The sequence below is a fragment of the Caballeronia sp. BR00000012568055 genome, assembly GCF_029439455.1.
GTDB lineage: Bacteria > Pseudomonadota > Gammaproteobacteria > Burkholderiales > Burkholderiaceae > Caballeronia.
This window is the reverse complement of record NZ_JAQFVG010000324.1, coordinates 16263-37312: the sequence shown is the minus strand read 5'-3', so window position 1 is coordinate 37312 and position 21050 is coordinate 16263. Positions and strand designations below refer to the sequence as shown.

Sequence of the window (21050 nt, the reverse complement as noted above, 5' to 3'; positions counted from 1 at the left end):
CCTTTAAAAAACTTCACGCGGTCCGATGCGCCTGCATCGGACCGCGTGCCTTTATCTAGCTACTACGACGGCCTTAACGCTTCTTGCGCGCCGGCCGCCCCTGCGCCGCCGATTTCGACGCCGCCCCGCGTTTCTTCGCCGCGCCCGCGCCGTTGCTGCCGCCACCGCCGCCATTGCGCGGCGTCGCTGTGCCACCGCCCTTCTTCGTGCCGCCACGCGCCCGCGTGCTAGGCATCTCGTCGTCGTTGAACGAACGGATGCGCGGCCCCGCCGATTCCGCTGCCGCCGATGACGACGAAGCCGCACGCGGCGCCTGCGGCTTCACCGGCGTATCGCGTACAAGGCGGAAGTCGATCTTGCGCGCATCGAGATCTACGCGGCTCACCTGCACGCGCACGCGATCCGACATCCGATAGCGAATGCCCGTGCGCTCGCCGCGCAACTCGTTTTTGATCTCGTCGTACTGGAAGTAGTCGGAGCCGAGTTCCGTGACGTGTACCAAGCCTTCGATAAACAGCGAATCCAGCTGCACGAAGATGCCGAACGACGTCACGCCGTTCACCATGCCGCCGTATTCCTCGCCGAGCTTGTCGCGCATGAAATAGCACTTGAGCCAGGCTTCGACATCGCGCGAGGCTTCATCGGCGCGACGTTCGTTCGACGAGCAATGCAGACCCAGTTCTTCCCAGATCGCGACGTTGTTGCGCGAACGTCCGCGCGCGGTGTCGTCGGATTTCTGCATTTCGCGCGCGGCCTTGGTGAGGCCCGTGCTCAGGAAGATATCGTGGCCCACTTCCGGCAGATACTTTTTGCCCTGCAAAATCGCATAAATCGCGCGATGCGTAAGCAAGTCCGGATAGCGGCGGATCGGACTGGTGAAGTGCGCGTACGCCTCATACGCCAGACCGAAGTGACCGATGTTGTCCGGACTGTAGACGGCCTGCTGCATGGAACGCAGCACCATCGACTGAAGCATCTGCGCGTCGGGCCGATCGCGAATCTGTGCGATCAGCGCGGCGTAATCGCTGGCGTGCGGTTTCGCGCCGCCCGTCAGCGTCAATCCGACGCCACGCAGGAACGTGCGCAAATTCTCCAGCTTCTCTTCCGTCGGCCCCGCATGCACGCGATACAGCCCCGGATGCTTGTTACGCTTCAGGAAATCCGCCGCGCAGACATTCGCCGCCAACATGCACTCTTCGATCAACCGATGCGCATCGTTCCGATGACGCGGCACGATCTGCTCGATCTTGCCCTGCGAGTTCACGACGATATACGTCTCGGTGGTATCGAAATCGATCGCGCCGCGTTTTTGACGCGCGGCATGCAGCGACTTGAACACGCCATACAAGTTCTGCAATTGCGGCACGACATCGGCACGTTTAGCCGCTTCCGGACCCTTGGTATTCGCCAGCACCGCCGCGACTTCCGTATAGGTCAGCCGCGCCGCCGAGTGCATCACGCCCGGATAGAACTGATACGCCTTGATCTCGCCGCGCGCGGTGATGACCATGTCGCACACCAGCACGCATCGATCGACGTCCGGATTCAGCGAACACAGACCGTTCGAGAGCTTCTCCGGCAGCATCGGAATCACGCGGCGCGGGAAATACACCGACGTGCTGCGGTCGAGCGCATCGACATCGAGCGCTTCGTTGGGGCGCACGTAATGCGAAACGTCGGCAATCGCGACCAGCAGTCGGAAACCCTGACCGCGCCCGACCGTGATCGGCTCGCAATACACGGCATCGTCGAAATCGCGCGCATCTTCACCGTCGATGGTGACCAGCGGCACATCACGCAAATCCACACGATGGCGGATATCCACCGGACGCACTTCGTCGGGCAGCTTGGCGGCTTGCGCGAGTGCGGCATCGCTGAATTCATGCGGCACGCCGTATTTGCGCACCGCAATTTCGATTTCCATGCCCGGATCGTCGATATCGCCGATCACTTCGACCACGCGCCCGAGGGGTTGCGAATGACGGCTCGGAAAATCCGTCAGATCGACGGACACCACTTGCCCGACCTTCGCCTTCTTCGGATTCTGCGTGATGAGAATATCGTGGCCGATACGCTTGTCTTCCGGCACGAGAATCAGCGCGCCGTTCTCGTTGATCAGCCGCCCGATGATGCGCTTGTTGGCGCGCTCGGTGACTTCGACGATATGCCCTTCCGGCCGTCCGCGCCGATCAAACCCGACGATGCGCGCGAGCACGCGGTCGTTGTGCATGACCTTCTGCATTTCGCCGTTCGGGAGGAACAGATCGTCCTGACCGTCATCGCGGATCAGAAAACCGAAACCGTCACGATGCCCCTGCACGCGGCCCGCAACAAAATTCGATGGATGCGTGAGCTGATAGTGACCGCGTTTGTCGAGACGGATCTGGCCGTCGCGTTCCATGGCCGCGAGTCGCTTGAAAAATCCTTCGCGCTCCTGGCGTTTGATCGACAGCGCTTCGGCGATGTCATTCGCGGCGTGGGGAGTCTCGCTCGTGCGCAATACGCCGAGGATCTCTTCGCGGCTGGGAATCGGATACGGATATTTGCTCAAGGGCTTGTCGATGATTTTTTCTCGTTGGGCTGGACTTTTTTGCCGTGCTTTGCGGCCTTGTTCGGCCTTGTTCATTGGCGGCCTGATTCACAAGCAAGAACAAGCAAGACGGACGGACATCGTTCGGACCATTCTAACACCCGTGCTTCAGACGCCACGGGCGTTACAGGCCGCTCATGTGTCGATGCGGTCCGCCACGCGCCGGTTGCATCGCGGGTTGTATCGACTGAATGCGAAACGCTTGACAGCCTCGTTACGCTCGCTATAATTGCGTTCTCTGCTGCTGACGAACTGACAGAAGCAGATCGCAACCTTGCCCAGGTGGCGGAATTGGTAGACGCACTAGGTTCAGGTCCTAGCGGTGGCAACACCGTGGAGGTTCGAGTCCTCTCCTGGGCACCAAGATGTTTGAAAAAGCCGCCTCGATGTCAAAGTCAGGCGGCTTTTTCTATTAGTGCAGGGACTGCGTTTTGATTCGATGAAGTCGTAAGACATTTCGGTTGACACGCCGCTCTGACCCGCTAGAATAGCGGGCTTGCTGTACCCCTTGGCCCAGGTGGCGGAATTGGTAGACGCACTAGGTTCAGGTCCTAGCGGTGGCAACACCGTGGAGGTTCGAGTCCTCTCCTGGGCACCAAGGTCCTTATTCTCGCGGTTCGCTCTTTAGCGCGTCGCGTACAAAAACCCCACGACTTCATCGTGGGGTTTTTTGTTTTTGCGCGCCGCTTTTTGCACGCCTTCTATTTCCCGCCACCACGCCACACAAAGGGCTAACCCCTTTCCTACCTGATTCGGGTGGCGTCCGCTCGTCCCCTCGCCCTTACCTTGACGTGAACGGCCCGTGCTCCGCCTCGCGCGAGAAGCCGATCAGCCGAGACGAAAAGCTAAGGAGACGAAATGATTGAACGGGGTCACGCGTGGACACTCGTGGCGGGAGCGCGCCGATGAACACTCCCGTCACCGATACTTCCGGCTTCCAGCCACGGTCTGCGTGGACGCTGGCCTTGATGCTCACGGGCCTGGCGACCATCAATTTTCTCGACAAGGTCGTGTTCGGCATGGTCGCCGTGCCGCTGACCGCAGAGATGCACCTGTCGCCCACCCAGTTCGGCTTCGTCGCGGGCAGCTTCTTCTGGCTGTTTTCGACCTCGACGATTGTCATCGGCTTTTTGTCCAATCGCGTGCCGACGCGCATCCTGCTGCTTGCCATGAGCATCTGCTGGGCTGTCGTGCAGATTCCGCAGGCGCTGGCCACCAGTCTGGTGGTTTTTCTCGTGTGCCGCGTCATTCTCGGCGCGGCCGAAGGGCCGTCCTTTCCGGTGTCGGTTCACGCGCTCTACAAGTGGTTTCCCAACCATAAGCGTGGCCTGCCCGTTGCAATCGTCAATCAGGGCGCGGCGCTCGGCTTGCTGCTCGCCGGGCTTCTGATCCCGCTGATCACTCACAAATGGGGCTGGCGGATGAACTTCTTCATCCTCAGCGCAGTGGGCGCGGTATGGACGGTGTTGTGGCTCTACTTTGGGCGCGAAGGCACGATCGGCACTCAGCAGCAAACGCCTGCCTCGCGCCATCTTGACGATAAGCCGAGCGCTCAACCCACGCGCCTGCCTTATCGAAAAATCCTGACGGACCGTTCGGTGCTGTCCACGTTCCTGCTCGGCTTCGTCGCCTATTGGATGCTCGGGCAAAACCTCGCATGGCTACCCACTTATCTCGAGAAAGGGCTCGGCTTCGCCAATATCGATGCAGGCCGGTGGTTCGCTGCGGTCATCGCGGTGGCGTCGCCGGTCAATATCGGCTTGAGTTGGTTCTCGCAATGGTTGCTGGGACGCGGCGCGACCACGCAGCAAGCGCGCGCCCGGCTCGTATGCCTGACCGTGTTCATCGGCGGCGCGATGCTCGTGATGCTGCCGGTCGTTCAGACGGGCGCGGTCGGCAAGGCGGCGCTGCTGGCCTTCGCCTGCGCGCTGCCGACGCTCTGCTTCACGCTCGCGCCCGCCTTGCTCGCGGAAGTCGTGCCCGATAGTCAGCGCGGCGCCATCGTCGGGATTCATACGGCGGTCGCGAGTCTGGGCGCGGCGATCGCGCCGACGGTCATGGGCCGCATCGTGCAGGCGAATGGCGCGACGGTCCACGCCTACGAGGTCGGCTTCGCGACGGGCGCTGTTCTGTTGATGGCCGCCGCGCTGATCGGTCTGCGTTTTCTGAATCCCGTGCGCTCGCATCAGATGCTGCTCGGCCAGCCGGTGAGCGACGTCGATTGGACGATCACGCCGACGCAAAACGTTCCGGAGCGGTGAGACGACCGCGTCCGCCACCGATCCATCGCAACAAACTGCATCAAGCCCGCGTATCAGGAGACACCCCATGCAAGCAGCAAGCACCGCTTTCCAATCCAGCCGAACCAAGGCATCGGATCTCGAAAACTGGCCGTTCAACGTGACGCGCCTCACGCCGACCATCGGCGCGGAAATCGATGATCTCGACCTGCGCGATCCGCTGGACGACGCCACCTACCTCGCGCTACGCCGGGCGCTGCTAAAGTTCAAGGTCCTGTTCTTCCGCGATCAGGATATCTCGCCGGCTCAACATATCGCGGTGGCGCGGCGCTTCGGGAATCTCGAAGTGCACCCGGCTTTTCCGCATCATCCGGATCATCCGGAACTCGTGATCCTCGGACGCAACGACTCGAAACGCGGCCGTGAAAACCTGTACCACTCCGACGTGTCGTGGCGCGAAGTCCCGTCGATGGGTTCGATGCTGCGTTGCGTGCAGTGCCCGGAAGTCGGCGGCGACACCATCTGGATCAACATGGTGGCGGCTTACGAGAATCTCTCCGATGACGTCAAGGCGCGCATCGACAGTCTCAAGGCCGTGCACGAGTTTCTGCCGCTGTTCGGCATCGTCATTCCCGATGATCAGCATGACGAAATGCGCAAGAAGTTTCCGCCGGTCGTGCATCCGGTCGTGCGCACGCATCCGGAAACCGGCGAGCGGATTCTGTTCGTCAACGAGGCGTTCACCACGCATCTGGAGAATTTCGGCAAGAAGACCGTCGATGAATACCGCATCGGCTTCGACTACAAGCTGGCCGAGATGGACCTGCTTCAGTATCTGTTCCGTCAGGCACAAGCGCCCGAATATCAGGTGCGTCTCAAGTGGCAGCCCAACACCATCGCGTTCTGGGACAACCGCTCGTGCCAGCACTACGCCGTGCAGGACTACTTCCCCGCGCCGCGTCAGATGATGCGCGCGACGATCATCGGCGACCGGCCGGTCTGAGTTCGCGCATCCAGGAAAGCCACATGAAGACGCTCAATACTTTCTATATCAACGGTCGATGGGTGGAACCCGCTCCCGGCGGCACGCTGACCGATCTGAACGATCCGGCCACGGAACGCCCCGTCGGCACCTTGGCGATGGGCACGGCGGCCGACGTCGATCGCGCCGTGGCGGCCGCGCGGGCGGCGTTTCCGGCGTGGTCGGAGTCGAGCCGCGATGAACGCATGGCGCTGCTCGAACGCGTGATCGCGGGATATCGCGCGCGCCTCGAGGAACTCGCGCGGGCGGTGTGCGAGGAAATCGGCGCGCCCATTTCCCTGTGCAATACGCTGCAAGCGCCGATCGGTCTCGCGCAGTTGCAGGCATCGCTGGAAACGTTGCGGCAGTTCGAATTCGAAAGCGTTCGCGGCAAAAGCTACGTGCGTCGCGAGGCCATCGGCGTCGCCGCGCTGATCACGCCGTGGAACTGGCCGCTGAACCAGATCACCGCGAAAGTCGCGCCCGCGCTGGCGGCCGGCTGCACGGTGGTGCTCAAGCCGTCCGAAATCTCGCCGCTCGACGCGCATCTCTTCGCCCAGATCATGCACGAAGCCGGTACGCCCGCCGGCGTGTTCAACATGATCTATGGCGATGGCGCACTCGTCGGCGAAGCGCTGGCGTCGCATCGCGGCGTGGACATGGTGTCGATCACAGGCTCGACGCGCGCCGGTATCGCCGTGGCGATGAGCGCCGCACCGACCGTCAAGCGCGTCGCGCAGGAACTCGGCGGCAAATCTCCGCTGCTGATTCTCGACGACGCCGATCTTCAATCGGCGGTGACGAGCGGCGTCGTGCAGTGCATGGTCAACTCCGGGCAAACCTGCGTTGCGCCCACGCGCATGCTGGTGCCACGCAATCGGCTCGAAGAGGCATCGGCGATTGCCGCGCAGGTGGCCAATGCCGTTGTCGTTGGCGATCCTAACGATCCCGCCACCAAGATGGGACCGATTTCGAACCGGATGCAATACGAGAAAGTGCAGCGCCTGATCGGTCTGGGTATCGAAGAAGGCGCGCGCGTGGTGGCGGGCGGCCTCGGCAGACCGGCCGGACTGGAACGCGGCTTCTACGCGAAGCCGACCGTATTCACCGATGTCCGCAATCACATGGCGATCGCCCGCGAAGAGATTTTCGGACCGGTGCTGGTCATCATCCCCTACGACGACGAAGAACAGGCCATCGCCATCGCCAATGACACGGAATACGGTCTGGCCGGGTATATCGCATCGAGCGATCCGGAGCGGGCGCGTCGCGTGGCGGCACGCCTGCGGGTCGGCTCGGTGCGGATCAACGGCGCGATGCTCGACATCACCGTGCCGTTCGGCGGCTACAAAACCTCGGGCAATGGTCGCGAATTCGGCGCGGAAGGTCTCGCCGAATATCTGGAATGCAAGTCGGTGACGATGTAATCGTGAACTCCGGTTCCGGCTTCGTCGCCACACAAAAAACCGGAGACAAGGAGATTGAATGAGCTTCGAACCACGCAGTGAATGGGTCGATTTCGGCGATTCGCTGATTCGTTTCATCGACCGGGAAGTGGCCGTGCTGGAGCACGAGCACCGCGCGCTGTTCGCCAGCGAACGGACCATCTACGGCACCGATGGCCGCTTCACCCCCGCCGTCCTGAACGTGCGACGTCAGGTGCGGATGCGCTCGGCGGAACTCGGCTTCTACACGGCGCTCGCGGATGAAAAGCTGGGCGGCGGCGGGCTCGGCGCGCAGGCCGCCGTCTATATTCAGGAGCGATTGAACGCGCATTGCGGACCTGGCAGGCATCTGGTGCAGACGGTCGTGCTGCCCTCGCCTTTCACGAACGGTCTGTCGCCAGTGTTGCGTCATCTCGACCCCGCCGTACTGGACACGTGCCGCGACGCACTCGCGAGCGGCCAGAAGACCATGTGCTTCGGCCTGAGCGAGCCCGACGCCGGTTCGGATGTGTTCGGCATCCGCACCCGCGCCGTGCGCGACGGCGATTCATGGATCATCAGCGGTACGAAGCAATGGATCACCAACGCGCCCTACGCGGATTACGCAATGATCTTCGCCATCACGGATGAAGAGAAGGTCAAGGCACGGCGCGGCGGCATCACCGGCTTCTTCCTGCCGACCGATACGCCCGGCTTCTCGGTGCCCGGTGTGATTCCCGTCATGGGCCATTTGGGCGCGGAGGTCGGCATTATCGCGCTGGACAATGTGCGCGTGCCGGACACGCATCGGCTTGGCGAAGTCGATCGCGGTCTTGCCGTCGCGCTCGATGGCGTCAATGCGGGACGGCTCAGCATGGCGGCATCGTGTCTGGGGCTGGCGCGCTGGGCGCTCGATCAGGCGCTCGAATACGTGAAGGTGCGTAAGACGTTCGGGCAAGCCATCGGCGAATATCAGGCCGTGCAGATCATGCTGGCCGAGGCGGCGATGGAAATTTACGCGTGCAAATCCATGATCCGTCATTGCGCATGGCTGATCGACGAGGGCCAGCCAGCCACCAAGGAGACATCGATCGTCAAGGCTTCCGCCACGGAAATGTGCGGCCGCGTGATGGATCGCGTCATTCAGATTCACGGTGGAATGGGTGTGACCAACGAGTTGCGGATCGAAGAAGGATATCGCTGGGCGCGCATGATGCGCATTCTGGACGGCACCTCGGAGATTCAGCGCCGCACGATCGCGCGCCGATTGCTCGACGGTGATTCGGAGTTCTGATCGGAGTTCTGATAAACCTCATTCCGGAGCGAGCGATACCCCGCGCGCTCCGGCCAAACTCTTTCTTCCTACAGCGTAGACAAGGTCAGCATATTCTTGACCGATGTCACGCCTGGCACGCCTGCGGCAGCACGTGCCGCCAATTCCGTCTGCGATTGCTCCGGCACCGTGCCTTCAAGGATCACCGCGCCGCTATTGGCCCGCACGGTAATCGCGCTGCTGCGCAATCCCTTCGTGGTACTCAACGCACGCACCACCTGCTTTTGCAGCGCACGGTTTGCCGCCTTCATCGCCTTCGCGTTGGACGGGCTGGACGCGTTCGCGGGCGAAGATGCCAGCGCGGCATCGCTCTCCTGCGCGTAAGCGCCAAAAGAAATCAATGCGACGAGCGCGCCGCTTGCGAGCTTGAATCCGAGAGTCGTTTTCATTACTTTGATGATCCACTTTTGATGATGTTGCTGATATTGCGAATAGAACCGCTCAGGCGCGGATCGACAGCGATCCGCCGATCCGCGCCCGAAGTCCTTGCCGCCTCCTTGCCGCCTGAAAGCGCCACTTAGAAGCGATGCGTCATCCCGAGCACGCCGACGACCTGCTTCGAACCCGCCGCGACGCCGCTCACACCCGGCCAGCTCATATTCGCGCCGCCGTTGTTCTTCATATACCCGGCGCGCATGTAGAAACTGGTGCGCTTGGAGATGTTGTGATCCGCGCCCACTTCAATGCCCCACGTGTTGTCATGCACGCCGCGCACCTGACGCTGAATGCCCGCGATTTCGATCACATCGACCGGCGTCGCCTGAATCGTTGCGCCCACTTCGGCGATGCTGTACGAGTGCACCAGCATCGACAACGGCACCTTGAGCGCAGGCGTGATCGATACGACCGCGCCATCCGGCACGTCCTTCGAGCGGTTATACGAGTAGTTCGCCTGAAAGTTGACGATGCCCCAGCGGTACGCGAGCGCGGCCGTGTAATGCTCCGTCGCCATCAGATCGAAGCTGGTGAGCAGACTCGGCGCGCTGGGCACAAGCGGCGCGGTCTCGCGGCCGCCGTGCTGGAACTGATAAGCCAGCGCGGCATAGAAGCCGTAGCCCGAATAGTTCACCGCGAGGTCCAGCATGTTCCCCGACGCCACCGCGATCGGCTGCGACACGGTGGATGCAAGCGCGTACATCGCGTAAAAGCGCGCGCCGCGCATATCCGGCGAGATATAGACGATCGAATTGCTGGTGCGCCCGGCGACATACTGCGTGGCAAGCGTGGACCGATCGGTCGCGCCCGCCAGATCGGCGGCGGCCAGCGGCGACATGACTTCGTTGCCACGGAAGGGATCGGTGAAATAGACGGCCCAGAAGCTCGGTTGATACTGTCTGCCGAACGACAGTTGCCCGTAAGCATCGCTCTTCAGGCCAACCCACGATTGACGATAAAACATCGTGTTGCTGTCAGCGAAGTATGTGCCATTGTTGATATTGAAACCCGTTTCGACGTCGAAGACTGCGTTGACGCCGCCGCCGAGTTCCTCGGTGCCTTTCAAACCGAACTGCGAACCCGCAGAACCCCCGCTTCGTTCCGAGTACGAATGTTTGCCGCCATTGTCCAGATACTGAATGAACGTGTCCGCCACGCCATACAGTGTGACGCTGGACTGCGCCGCTGCGCCGCTCGCGGCCAGCACCAGGCTGGTCCCGAAAATACTCTTGCTGATCAACCGCATTCACGTCTCCCTTCTTATGTTTGCCGAGCCAGTAAGCATCGGTGCTTCGAGCGTGGTACGAAGCAGACCTGAACATCGTGTTGCGTTCGGACGCGGGCGCTCTGTGCGCCATGATGCTGGCTTGAAAAACGGCGAAACCTACCCACGCGGAGTGGGAACGGGATTACCCGCACGTGCAGGAAGAACGCGGCATGCGCATTCGGTCTATTAGGGTAAGCCGCACAGCGAATTCGGAATTTGCGCGCTGCCGAACCACTGGAAAGCCCGGAAAGCAGCGTTACAATCGATCGACTCTTTTATTGGCTTCGGCTCATGTCGCTCAGGCGCGGGGCCGCGATTGTCAGGCGCTCGTGACCATGCCGCAAATCATTCTTTCGCCCGAAGCATGCCGGCCGCAGCGCGCGGTCGCGGACAAGGCAGACCCAAGATTGAATCCGCCGCGCAGCACTACGCGCGTGATCGCACGCGAGCGTCTGCTGGCTCAATTGCTCGATGCCCGGCGCAAACGCTGCGTCGTTATTCAGGGTCCGGCCGGTTGCGGCAAAACCACGGCGCTGGTCGCATGGCGCGAAGCGCTGTTGCCGCTCGGCTTCGAAATCGCGTGGCTCACGCTCGCACCGGACGATAACGATCTCGCCCATTGCCTCGATTACCTCGTGGCAAGCCTCGCACAAGTCGCGCCGGAAGCGTGCCACGAAGCCCTGCTGCTCGGCGGCCGTGGCATGGACGAGGAAGCTGTCGAGCGCACGGTGATCGCGCTGGTGCGGGGCATGGCCGATTGCGGCAAGGATGTCGTGCTGGTGCTCGACGACCTGCATCAGGTCAGCAACGCGCGTTGCCATGAAGCGCTCCAGTGGTTACTCGACTTTGCGCCCGCGAATCTGCATATCGCGCTGGTATCGCGCGGTGCGATACCGCTGTCGCTCGGCCGCTTGCGCGATCAGGACCTCGTCCTCGAACTGGACACGCGCGATCTGCGTTTTTCGCAGGCCGAGTCCGAGGAATTTCTCAAGACGCAACTCGGTCATCTCCATCACCGCGATGCCCGTCGTATGCATGAAATGACCGACGGCTGGGTCGCGGGCCTGCAATTGATGGCCATGCGCCTGAAGCGTCGCAAAACGGGCGCGTCCGACGCCCCGTTCGCCGATGCCCTGCCGCACGCGAAGCTTCATTTGCAGGATGTGCAGGCCTTCGCCGATTATTTCGAGCGCGAGGTGCTGTCGCGACTGTCTTCATCGGAAGTCGAATTGCTGACTCGCATGGCGATCTGCGCGCGGGTATGCGCGCCATTGTGCGTCGCACTGGTCGGAGAAGATCAGGAAGCCGAACAAGTTCTGGCGCTGCTGACGCGCCTTGAAAGCGACAATCTGTTTATCGCGCCTGTCGAGCGATCGGGCAGCGAAACGTGGTATCGGCTCAATCCGCTGTTCCGCGAAATTTTGCTCGCGCGTTTTCAGGCGCATAGCGAGGCCCAACAGCGCGCCATCCATCACGCCGCGTGGTCATGGCTGCGCGATCACAATGAACCCGATCAGGCCGTGCGCCATGCACTGCTCGCCGGTGAGCCGGGCGCGGCTGCAGATCATGTGCAACAGGTGGCTCGCGCCATGCAGTTGCGCGGCGACCTGCGCAAGCTGGTCAGTCTGATGCGCCTGCTGCCCGCCTCCGAAATTCAGTCGCGTATCGCGTTGCGCTTGTGGATGCTGCATCTGCACTTATACGCACGCGAATTCGAGGCATGCGCCAGCGGCATCGCGCAATTGGAAGCGGAATCGCCGGATGCGGACCGGGCATCGCGCTATCGCCTGACGTTATTGAAAGCGGCGCTCGCCGTGCAATGCGACGATCCCGACGCCGCCGTCGCCGTGCTGCCCGCCCTGCTCCAGCCGCCGCCCAGAACGGACGGTTTCGCCATGGGCGCGCGCAACAATCTGCTGTCATGGATCTATATGCGGCGCGGCGAATACGAACACGCGCGGCGCATCCAGCTCGAATCGCCCACGCTTGTCATGGATGGCGCGCCGCTCAGCGGCACGTCCGCAGGCATGCTGAACGGGCGCTGCATGATGGGCTTCAGTTATGCGCTGGAAGGCAAGTTCGCGCAGGTCGAGCGCATCAGCCGTGATGTGCTCGCCCAGGCCGATCCGCTCGGCAGCGCAGCGGCGGAAGGCGCGTGTTTCGCTGCCGCGCTGCTTGGCGAAGTGCTGTACGAATCGAACGATCTGGAAGCGGCGCGCAAGCTGCTCGAAGAGCGCGTCGATGTGCTCGAACGCGTCTCGATTCCCGACTCCGTGCTGCGCGTGCTGACGGTGTTATCGGCGGTGCATTGGCTGGCGGGCCATCGGCTCGATGCGTTCGCCTATCTGGAACGTCTCGAAGAATATGCAGCGCAACGCGGTCTGCAGCGTCTGATCGCGCACAGCCTCGCCGATCAGGTCCATCGGCACGTGTTGTGCGGCCAGATCGACGCGGCGGAATGCTGCCTCGCCCGGCTCGACGCCATGATCGCGTGCGTTCCGGAAAGCCGCCCGCGCACGCGCGCGGAGATCGAAGTATTGGCGCAACGCGCGCATATCGACTGGTGTATCGCGCAGGAAGATTTCGAGGGCGCGGCGACCCGGCTGCGGCCTCTGATCGCTCTGTGTGAGGAACGTGGATGGCAACGTCAGGTGGCGCGTTTGCTGATGCAAAGCGCGCTGATCGACGAACGACGCGGCCGTGCCGATGCCGCGCATCAAAGCGTGCTCGCCGCGCTGCGCCGTGGCCATAAACTCGGTCTCGTCCGTGGCCTGCTCGACGCCGATCCCCGCGCGCTCGAACTGATCACGCGGGCCGTGAAACAGGAAGCCGCCGATCCCTTGCTGTCCTTTTACGTGAGCCGCCTGGAAGCGGCGCATCAGAGCACGCCGGTCGATTGCTGCGAACGTGCCGGACGGAGCGCGCCCCGCCATGCGCTGCCCGGCATCGAGGCGCTCAGCGAACGCGAGTCGCGCGTGGTCGGTCTGCTCGCTCAGGCGCTGCCGAACAAGAAAATCGCTCGCACGCTGGGTATTTCGCCTGAAACCGTGAAGTGGCATCTCAAGAATATCTACGGAAAACTCGGCGTGTCGAGCCGTGATGAAGCCGTGTCACGCATGCGCGATCTCGAATGCGGGGCATCGGCGGCATCGGCACATTCACGCAGCGCGGCGACCGACAGCCACCGCGTATAACGCGCCAATTCCCCCGCCGCGCCCCCTCTTTTCCCCTTCCGATACCTTCCCATGCCTTCGCTACCCGCCTCGGGTGGTGCAGGCATTCAGACGATTCCCTATTCTAGTTTTCAGGGTGTCGTGCGTCCGTCTGGGCGACTCACACCTGCAAAACAAAACGCGGCTGCGCAATGCGCGCACCAAAGCCCAGGAGACACGCGTCATGACTTCGCTCAACCCGAGTGAATCCACCGTCGCACCTTATCGTCCGGTGCGATTCCCGGACCTCGCCACGCTGGTCGAACGGCGTACGGACGGCTCGCTGATTCTGCGTTCCGCGCATCCGCCGCCCGCCATCACGCAGCTCGGCTTTGCGGACTTTTTGCCGCTGTGGGCGGATCGCCGCGGCGAGACGCTCGCATTTTGCGAGCGCGACGCGCAGGGCACCTGGCGCGTGATGAGTTGGAACGCGCTGTGGCAAGAGGTGCAAGCCGTCGCGGCGGCGCTGCTCGATCTGGGGCTGGGACCGTCGCGTCCGCTGATGCTGCTGTCGGGCAATTCCATCGAACAGGCGGTGCTGCTGCTGGCAGCGGAATACGTCGGCGTGCCGACCGCGCCGGTTTCACCCGCTTACGCGCTGCTGAGCAAGGACTTCGCGCGTCTGAAAGGCGTGTGCGAACTGGTTCCGCCCGCCGCGATCTTCGTTCAGGCGGCGGCGCCGTTTGAACGCGCGCTCGGTGCGCTGGGTGCTGGAAAGATTCCGGTCATCGCCGTGCAGGGCGCGACGAGCGGGCAACTCGCGTGGAGCGCGCTGAGCAGCACCGTGCTGACAGCGCAACGTCTCGGCAAGATCGCCTCGGCGCACGCCGCGCGGCGCGCCGAAGACACGGTCCGCGTGCTGTTCACATCCGGTTCGACGGGACTGCCCAAGGGCGTCAATCTGACCTACGGCAACTTCAAGGCCGTTGCTTCGTACTACGCGGCAAATCTCGCCTGGCTCAGCGAAACGCAACCGCGATTCCTCGACTGGCTGCCGTGGCATCACGGTCTTGGCGGCGTGCTGAATCTCGGCCGTTCGGTGCAATTCGGCGCAACGCATTACATCGACGATGGCCGGCCGCTGCCCGGTCATATCGATCGAACGGTGCGCAACCTCCGTGAAGTCTCGCCCACGGTTTTCACGAGCGTGCCGTCCGCATGGGCCATGCTCGCGACCGAACTCGAACGCGATCCGGTGCTGGCGCGCAATCTGTTTTCGAGTGTGCAATTCCTAGGCTACGGCGGCGCGAGCATGCCGCGCGATATCTGGCAGCGCATCCAGAACGTGGCCGAACGCACCGTGGGCGAACGCATCGCGTTCTGCACGGGGCTGGCGTGCACGGAGACCAGTGGCATGGGCACGTACTGGGGCCGCACGGGCGACCATCTCGGCAATGTTGGCACGCCCGTCCCCGGTGCCGAAGTCAAGCTGATCCCGCTCGATGGCGACGGCAGCCGCTATGAAATCCGCATGCGCGGCCCGCATGTGTTCGCGGGCTACATCGGCCATCCCGAACTGACGCGCGCCGCCTTCGATGAAGAAGGCTACTTCCGCCTCGGCGACGCCGTGCAACTCGCCGATCCGCTCGATCCGGCCAAGGGGCTGCTGTTCGCGGGCCGCGTGGTCGAAGACTTCAAGCTGGACAACGGCACCTGGGTACGCACGGGCGCGGTTCGTCTCGAACTGATCGACCGCTGCGCCCCGCTCATCAGCGACGCCGTGATCTGCGGCCACGACCACGGCTATCTCGCCGCGCTTGCATGGCCGAACGTGACGGGCTGCCAGCGTCTCGCGCCCGAACTCGCCGGTCTCGGCGCCGCCGAACTGGCGCGGCATCCGCTGGTCGTGGCGGCGCTCGAAGAACGCCTGCGCGAGCAGCCGCAGCGTGGCGCGAGCCTCGCCATCGAACGGCTGGTACTGATGACCGAACCGCCATCGATGGATGCCAACGAAATCGCCGATAAGGGCTACGTGAACCAGGCCGTGACGCGCGCCCGGCGCGCACATCTGATCGACGAGCTGTATCGGCAGGATCCCGAAGCGCATGTCGCCTGCATGCGATAACCCCAGTCACGACTGACGCCTCAAATCTATTCAGGACAACGCAATGCACATCTCCCGTACCGTATTCCGCGACGATCACGAAATGCTCCGCACCACGGCGCGCCGCTTCCTCGAACGCGAGTGCGCGCCGCGACAGGCGGCCTGGGACAAGGCCGGCTGCGTCGATCGTGAAACCTGGCTCAAGGCCGGGCGCGAAGGTCTGCTGTGCCTGACGCTGCCAACCGAATACGGCGGCGGCGGCGGCGGCTTCGGCCATGCGGCGGTCTTCAACGAAGAGATCAACGCGGCCGGCATCAGCGGTCTCGGCTTTTCGGTTCACTCGGACATCATCGCGCCGTATATCGCCCGTCTCGGCAACGAAGAGCAGAAGCAGCGCTGGCTGCCCAAGATCTGCTCGGGCGAAGCGATTCTCGCCATCGGCATGACGGAACCCGGCACCGGTAGCGACCTGAAAGCGGTTCGCACAACCGCCGTGCGCGACGGTGACGAATACGTCATCAACGGTAGCAAGACCTTTATCAGCAACGGTCTTATGGCCGATCTGATCATCATGGTGTGCAAGACCGACCCGAGCGCCGGATCGCGCGGCGTGAGCCTGATCGTCGTCGAGGCGACGCGCCCAGGCTTTCGGCGTGGCCGCAAGCTCGACAAGGTCGGCCAGCATGCACAGGACACGGCCGAACTCTTTTTCGACGATGTACGCGTGCCGGTCACCAATCTGCTCGGCGAAGAAGGCAAAGGCTTCTCCTATCTGATGGCCGAACTGCCGCAGGAACGTCTGTCGATCGCGCTTGGCGCTGCCGCGAAGCTCGAAGCGTGTCTCGAACACACGATCAACTACGTGAAGGATCGCCGCGCGTTCAATCAGACCGTGTGGGATTTCCAGAACACCAAATTCAAGCTCGCCGACATCAAGGCGCAGGCCGTCGCCGTGCGTCTGATGGTCGATCACTATCTTTCCGAACACGTGCGCCGCCGGCTTACGCTCGAAGAAGCCGCGATCGCCAAGCTTTTCGCCACCGAGACGCTCGGCAAGGCGCTCGACGAAATGGTGCAACTGCATGGCGGCTACGGCTACATGCTCGAGTATCCGGTGGCCCGCGCCTTCGCCGATGCACGCGTCACGCGCATTTACGGCGGCACCAGCGAGGTCATGCGCGACCTCATCTCCCGCAAGTTGTGAATCCGAACAATTCCGAATAATTCTTCAGGAAGGAGCAACACCATGAGTCGTAAGGTCTTCGTTGCCGGCGTCGGCATGATTCCGTTCAAGAAACCCGGCACCAGCGATGCCTATGACGTGATGGGCGCAGGCGCGGTGCGGCAGGCGCTGACCGACGCGGGCGTCGCCTACGCCGATGTGCAGCAGGCCTACGCAGGCTATGTTTATGGCGACTCGACCTGCGGTCAGAAGGCGCTGTATCACGTCGGCATGACGGGCATTCCGGTCATCAACGTCAACAACAATTGCGCGACCGGATCGTCGGCGCTGTTTCTCGCGCGTCAGGCCGTGGAAAGCGGCGCGGTGGATTGCGCGCTGGCGCTGGGCTTCGAATTCATGAATCCGGGCGCGCTCAAGTCGGTCTGGACGGACCGCGCATCCGCACTGGAACGCGCCAATCATCTTGTCGATGAACTCGTTGGTCCTCCTGACGGTTTGAGCAACGCGATCCGCCAGTTCGCCGGCGCGGGCATGGCGCATATGAAGAAATACGGCACAAAGCTCGAGACCTTCGCGAAGATTCGCGCCAAGGCGAGCCAGCACGCGGCGCGCAATCCGCTCGCGGTGTTTCGCAACGTCGTATCGACCGAGGACGTGATGGCCGCGCCCATGCTGTGGGACGGCGTGCTGACGCGCCTCATGGCCTGCCCGCCGACATGCGGCGCAGCGGCGGCCATCGTCGTCTCGGAAGCGTTCGCCCGCAAGCACGGTCTGCGCACCGATGTGCTGATCGCCGGTCAGGCGCTGACCACCGATCAACCCAGCACGTACGACGCCAAGGACATGATTCGCGTGGTCGGTTTCGACATGACGCGTTCGGCGGCGAACATCGCGTATGAGCAGGCGGGCATCGGGCCGGAAGATATCGACGTGATCGAACTGCACGACTGCTTCGCGCAAAACGAACTGCTCACCTACGAAGGCCTCGGCTTGTGCGGTGAAGGCGAAGGCGAAAAGCTCGTCAACGATGGCCACAACACCTACGGCGGCAAGTGGGTCGTCAATCCGTCGGGCGGTCTGCTTTCGAAGGGCCATCCGCTGGGCGCGACCGGTCTTGCGCAGTGCTACGAAATGACTCAGCAGTTGCGCGGCACGGCCGAGCAGCGTCAGGTCGATGGCGCGAAGGTGGCGCTGGCGCATAACGTCGGGCTGGGCGGCGCATGCGTCGTCACCGTGTACAAGGCCGCCTGACGCGCGCGTCGAAGGAGGGACTCACATGATCGACAAGAAATTTATCGGCAAGGTGCTGCCGTCCTTTCGCGCGGTGGCCGAGGCGGGGCAACTGCGCTTCTTCGCCAAGGCCACGGCGGAATCCAATCCGATCTACTTCGATGAATCCGCCGCGCGCGATGCAGGTCATCGTCACCTGCCCTTGCCGCCGACGTTTTTGTTCTCGCTGGAATTCGAACAGCCCGACAAAAGCTGGCGCGATGAAGTGGGCATTCAGATGGCCCGCATCCTGCACGGCGAACAGTCGTTCACGTACCACCGGCTCGCTTATGCGGGCGACGTGTTGCGCTTCGAGAGCCGTATCGCCGATATCTACGACAAAAAAGGCGGCGCGCTTAGCTTCGTGGTGCGCGAAACGCGTGTCACGAATCAGAACGACGAGCACGTGGCCGATTTGCGCAGCGTGCTGGTGCATCGCAACGGCTGAACCTGAGAGGCAGACTGTATGAGCACATTGAAATTCGCGGACATCCGAGTGGGTGACACGCTGCCGCCGCTGACGCTCGCGCCGATCAACCGCACCACGCTCGCGCTTTTCGCGGGCGCATCCGGCGATCACAACGCCGTGCATATCGATCTCGACTATGCCCGCCGCGCCGGCATGCCGGACGTGTTCGCGCACGGCATGTTGTCGATGGCGTATCTCGGCCGCCTGCTGACGCAATGGGTCGATCAGCGTCAACTGCGGCAGTTCGGCGTGCGCTTCGTCGGCATTACGCATCTCGGGCATCAGATCACCTGCAGCGGCTTCGTGACCGAGAAATTCGAAGCGGACGGCGAGCAGCGCGTGCGGCTTGAAATTCGCACGACGAATCAATATGACGAGCCGCGCGTACTCGGCGACGCCGTCATCGCTTTGTGATATCGATCAATCAAGGAGAAAGAAACATGGGAAAGCTTGACGGCAAAGTGGCGCTGGTCACCGGCTCCGGCCGTGGCATCGGCCGCGCGATCGCCGAAAAATTCGCCAGCGAAGGCGCGCGTCTCGTCATTAACGATCTCGACGCCGATCCGGCGCATGAAATGGTCGAAGCCCTCAAAAAGCGCGGCGTCGATGCGGTGGCGTGTGTCGGCAACGTGAGCGCCCCGGACTTCGGCGATCGCTTCGTCAACACGGCCATGAGCAAGTTTGGCGGCATCGATATCATCGTCAATAACGCGGGTTATACGTGGGACGACGTGGTGCAGAAGATGACCGACGAGCAGTGGTACGCCATTCTCGATTGCCATATGACCGCGCCCTTTCGCATCCTGCGCGCCGCCTATCCGCATATCAAGGCGCTCCACGCCGCCGATAAGGAAGCGGGCCGCGAGAACTATCGGAAGATCGTCAATATCTCGTCGGTTTCGGCGCTGAACGGCAATGCCGGACAGATCAACTATTCGTCGGCGAAGGCGGGTGTGATCGGCATGACGCGTGCAATGGCGCGCGAATGGGGACGCTTCAACGTCAACGTGAATTGCGTGGCGTTCGGGCTGATTCATACGCGGATGACGTCGGCGGATGCCAATGCGGGCGCGACCGTGCAGATCGAAGGACGCGATATTCGTGTCGGCCTGAATCCGGAAATGCTGAAGAGCCACGCGCAACGCAATCCGCTCGGCCGTGGCGGTACGCCGGAAGAAGCGGCGGGCGGCGTGTATCTGTTCTGCTCGCCCGAGTCGAATTACATTACGGGCCAGACGATTGCCGTAGCAGGGAATCTGCAGTAATCCCTATATTTCGTACTGCGTTGTAAGAAAACGCCCGATGCTCGCATCGGGCGTTTTGCTTTTAGCTCATATATGCAAGACCGCGGGCGCGCAGCTTCTCGACTGCGGCTTCATCGAAGCCCCAGTCTTTCAGCGCGACCGACCCGCGTTCGCCACGCTGCGGCGCAGGGCCTTTGATGGCGGAAGGCGTCGCCGAGAAGCGCGGCGCGGGACCGGGCTGCACCACGCCCGCTACTTCCACGAAACTCCCGCGCGCCCGGTGATGCGGATGCGCAGGCGCTTCCGAAAAGTTCAGCACCGGCGCGACGCAGGCATCGCTTCCGTCGAAGATGGCGGACCATTCGTCGCGCGTGCGCGTCAGGAAGGCGGCAGCGAAGCGCTCGCGCAATTGTGGCCAGCCGCCGCGATCGTGCTGATTCGGCAAGCCTGCATCGGCGAGACCAAGCTTTTGCAGCAGTTCGCCGTAGAAACGCCCTTCGACCGCGCCGACCGCCATGTATTGGCCATCGCGCGTGCGGTAGCTGTCGTACCAGGGCGTGCCGCCATCCAGCAGATTGCTTTCGCGTTGTTCGTGCCAGTTGCCCGATGCCAGCAAGCCCCACACGACCGCGCCCAATTGCGCCGCGCCTTCGATCATCGCCGCATCGACGACCTGGCCCGCGCCGCCGCGCTGCACATTCAGAAGCGCCGCGACGATACCCAGCGCCAGCAGCATGCCGCCACCGCCGTAGTCACCGACCAGATTCAACGGCGGCACCGGCGCTTCGCCCGCACGGCCGATGCCGGACAGCACGCCCGACAACGCCACGTAATTCAGATCGTGTCCCGCGCGCGCCGCCAGCGGCCCCGTCTGACCCCAGCCGGTCATGCGGCCATAGACCAGGTTCGGGTTGCGCGCAAAGGCGGCGTCCGGCCCGAGACCCAGCCGCTCCATCGTACCGGGACGGAACCCTTCGATCACGACATCGGCGCGCGCGATCAGATCGAGCGCGGCATCGGCGGCTTCGGGGCGCTTCAGATCCAGCGTCACCGAACGCCGGCCGCGTCCGGTCACATCGACCTTCTTTCCGTTCGACTTCGGTCCCAGATCTTCGGGCGCAGCCGGCCGGTCGATACGCAGCACATCCGCGCCCATATCCGCCAGAAGCATCGCGCCGAACGGTCCCGGACCGATGGCTTCGAATTCGAGTACGCGGATTCCGCTGAGTACGCCCATGTTTGTCTCCCGTCGATATCAAAAATAATCAGTAGGCCAGATTGGACCGACCCGCCGACCACCCTTGCCGGGGAGCGTGGAT

General features: G+C 62.8%; 15 protein-coding genes and 2 tRNA genes. 13 read left to right on the top strand and 4 right to left on the bottom strand.

Annotated elements, in window-relative coordinates:
• Nucleotides 1–73: 73 nt before the first annotated feature.
• On the bottom strand, nucleotides 74–2626 hold the full coding sequence (gene rnr, locus P7F28_RS26960) for a ribonuclease R (RefSeq protein ID WP_277187906.1): 2553 nt from the start codon (nucleotides 2624–2626) through the stop codon (nucleotides 74–76).
• 240 nt (nucleotides 2627–2866) lie between these two features.
• On the opposite strand from rnr, the gene P7F28_RS26955 reads away from it, so the two are divergent.
• The 6 genes from P7F28_RS26955 to P7F28_RS26930 all read left to right on the top strand — a co-directional run bounded on the left by P7F28_RS26955 (nucleotide 2867) and on the right by P7F28_RS26930 (nucleotide 8569).
• Nucleotides 2867–2953, top strand: a tRNA-Leu gene (locus tag P7F28_RS26955).
• A 148-nt stretch (nucleotides 2954–3101) separates the two neighbouring features.
• Nucleotides 3102–3188 (top strand) — tRNA-Leu (locus P7F28_RS26950).
• 307 nt (nucleotides 3189–3495) lie between these two features.
• On the top strand, nucleotides 3496–4851 hold the full coding sequence (locus tag P7F28_RS26945; RefSeq protein WP_277187905.1) for an MFS transporter: 1356 nt from the start codon (nucleotides 3496–3498) through the stop codon (nucleotides 4849–4851).
• Nucleotides 4852–4918: 67 nt separating this feature from the next.
• Entirely contained in the window at nucleotides 4919–5833 is a 915-nt protein-coding gene (locus tag P7F28_RS26940; RefSeq protein WP_277187904.1) for a TauD/TfdA family dioxygenase, read from the top strand.
• Nucleotides 5834–5856: 23 nt separating this feature from the next.
• Nucleotides 5857–7278: an aldehyde dehydrogenase family protein gene (locus P7F28_RS26935; protein WP_277187903.1), complete on the top strand. Its 1422-nt coding sequence runs from the start codon at nucleotides 5857–5859 to the stop codon at nucleotides 7276–7278.
• A 58-nt stretch (nucleotides 7279–7336) separates the two neighbouring features.
• Nucleotides 7337–8569 carry an acyl-CoA dehydrogenase family protein gene (locus P7F28_RS26930; RefSeq protein WP_277187902.1) on the top strand — a complete coding sequence of 411 codons (1233 nt, stop codon included), beginning with the start codon at nucleotides 7337–7339 and terminating at the stop codon, nucleotides 8567–8569.
• A gap of 68 nt (nucleotides 8570–8637) precedes the next feature.
• Here the strand turns inward: P7F28_RS26930 and P7F28_RS26925 are convergent, their stop codons facing one another.
• Nucleotides 8638–8997 carry a BON domain-containing protein gene (locus P7F28_RS26925; protein WP_277187901.1) on the bottom strand — a complete coding sequence of 120 codons (360 nt, stop codon included), beginning with the start codon at nucleotides 8995–8997 and terminating at the stop codon, nucleotides 8638–8640.
• A gap of 128 nt (nucleotides 8998–9125) precedes the next feature.
• Entirely contained in the window at nucleotides 9126–10289 is a 1164-nt protein-coding gene (locus P7F28_RS26920) for a porin (protein ID WP_277187900.1), read from the bottom strand.
• A gap of 356 nt (nucleotides 10290–10645) precedes the next feature.
• Here P7F28_RS26920 and P7F28_RS26915 point away from each other — a divergent pair, with 356 nt between their 5' ends.
• The 7 genes from P7F28_RS26915 (at nucleotide 10646) to P7F28_RS26885 (ending at nucleotide 19752) form a co-directional block, all read left to right on the top strand.
• Nucleotides 10646–13504 (top strand): LuxR C-terminal-related transcriptional regulator, encoded by a 2859-nt coding sequence (locus P7F28_RS26915; RefSeq protein WP_277187899.1) that lies wholly within the window; start codon nucleotides 10646–10648, stop codon nucleotides 13502–13504.
• Between the two features lie 202 nt (nucleotides 13505–13706).
• The gene (locus P7F28_RS26910) at nucleotides 13707–15587 is read left to right on the top strand and encodes a feruloyl-CoA synthase (protein WP_277187898.1); all 1881 of its coding nucleotides are present in this window, start codon (nucleotides 13707–13709) and stop codon (nucleotides 15585–15587) included.
• Nucleotides 15588–15630: 43 nt separating this feature from the next.
• A complete protein-coding gene (locus P7F28_RS26905) occupies nucleotides 15631–16770 on the top strand; it encodes an acyl-CoA dehydrogenase family protein (RefSeq protein WP_277187897.1) in 1140 nt (379 codons plus the stop codon).
• A 42-nt stretch (nucleotides 16771–16812) separates the two neighbouring features.
• Nucleotides 16813–18000 (top strand): lipid-transfer protein, encoded by a 1188-nt coding sequence (locus tag P7F28_RS26900; protein WP_277187896.1) that lies wholly within the window; start codon nucleotides 16813–16815, stop codon nucleotides 17998–18000.
• Nucleotides 18001–18025: 25 nt separating this feature from the next.
• Nucleotides 18026–18466 (top strand): MaoC family dehydratase N-terminal domain-containing protein, encoded by a 441-nt coding sequence (locus P7F28_RS26895; RefSeq protein ID WP_277187895.1) that lies wholly within the window; start codon nucleotides 18026–18028, stop codon nucleotides 18464–18466.
• 18 nt (nucleotides 18467–18484) lie between these two features.
• Nucleotides 18485–18901, top strand: coding sequence for a MaoC family dehydratase (locus P7F28_RS26890; protein WP_277187894.1), 417 nt, complete (start codon nucleotides 18485–18487; stop codon nucleotides 18899–18901).
• A gap of 26 nt (nucleotides 18902–18927) precedes the next feature.
• On the top strand, nucleotides 18928–19752 hold the full coding sequence (locus P7F28_RS26885) for an SDR family NAD(P)-dependent oxidoreductase (RefSeq protein WP_277187893.1): 825 nt from the start codon (nucleotides 18928–18930) through the stop codon (nucleotides 19750–19752).
• 61 nt (nucleotides 19753–19813) lie between these two features.
• Here P7F28_RS26885 and P7F28_RS26880 read toward each other — a convergent pair whose 3' ends face one another.
• Nucleotides 19814–20968, bottom strand: a complete 1155-nt coding sequence (locus P7F28_RS26880) for a CaiB/BaiF CoA-transferase family protein (RefSeq protein WP_277187892.1) — start codon at nucleotides 20966–20968, stop codon at nucleotides 19814–19816.
• Between the last annotated feature and the right edge of the window lie 82 nt (nucleotides 20969–21050).

Excerpts from the sequence above, each read along its gene's own strand:
- P7F28_RS26895 (WP_277187895.1), top strand. The coding sequence starts at position 18,026 with ATGATCGACAAGAAATTTATCGGCAAGGTGCTGCCGTCCTTTCGCGCG.
- rnr (WP_277187906.1), bottom strand. The coding sequence starts at position 2,626 with ATGAACAAGGCCGAACAAGGCCGCAAAGCACGGCAAAAAAGTCCAGCC.
- P7F28_RS26915 (WP_277187899.1), top strand. The coding sequence starts at position 10,646 with ATGCCGCAAATCATTCTTTCGCCCGAAGCATGCCGGCCGCAGCGCGCG.
- P7F28_RS26905 (WP_277187897.1), top strand. The coding sequence starts at position 15,631 with ATGCACATCTCCCGTACCGTATTCCGCGACGATCACGAAATGCTCCGC.
- P7F28_RS26935 (WP_277187903.1), top strand. The coding sequence starts at position 5,857 with ATGAAGACGCTCAATACTTTCTATATCAACGGTCGATGGGTGGAACCC.
- P7F28_RS26920 (WP_277187900.1), bottom strand. The coding sequence starts at position 10,289 with ATGCGGTTGATCAGCAAGAGTATTTTCGGGACCAGCCTGGTGCTGGCC.
- P7F28_RS26945 (WP_277187905.1), top strand. The coding sequence starts at position 3,496 with ATGAACACTCCCGTCACCGATACTTCCGGCTTCCAGCCACGGTCTGCG.
- P7F28_RS26925 (WP_277187901.1), bottom strand. The coding sequence starts at position 8,997 with ATGAAAACGACTCTCGGATTCAAGCTCGCAAGCGGCGCGCTCGTCGCA.
- P7F28_RS26900 (WP_277187896.1), top strand. The coding sequence starts at position 16,813 with ATGAGTCGTAAGGTCTTCGTTGCCGGCGTCGGCATGATTCCGTTCAAG.
- P7F28_RS26930 (WP_277187902.1), top strand. The coding sequence starts at position 7,337 with ATGAGCTTCGAACCACGCAGTGAATGGGTCGATTTCGGCGATTCGCTG.
- P7F28_RS26940 (WP_277187904.1), top strand. The coding sequence starts at position 4,919 with ATGCAAGCAGCAAGCACCGCTTTCCAATCCAGCCGAACCAAGGCATCG.
- P7F28_RS26910 (WP_277187898.1), top strand. The coding sequence starts at position 13,707 with ATGACTTCGCTCAACCCGAGTGAATCCACCGTCGCACCTTATCGTCCG.
- P7F28_RS26890 (WP_277187894.1), top strand. The coding sequence starts at position 18,485 with ATGAGCACATTGAAATTCGCGGACATCCGAGTGGGTGACACGCTGCCG.
- P7F28_RS26880 (WP_277187892.1), bottom strand. The coding sequence starts at position 20,968 with ATGGGCGTACTCAGCGGAATCCGCGTACTCGAATTCGAAGCCATCGGT.
- P7F28_RS26885 (WP_277187893.1), top strand. The coding sequence starts at position 18,928 with ATGGGAAAGCTTGACGGCAAAGTGGCGCTGGTCACCGGCTCCGGCCGT.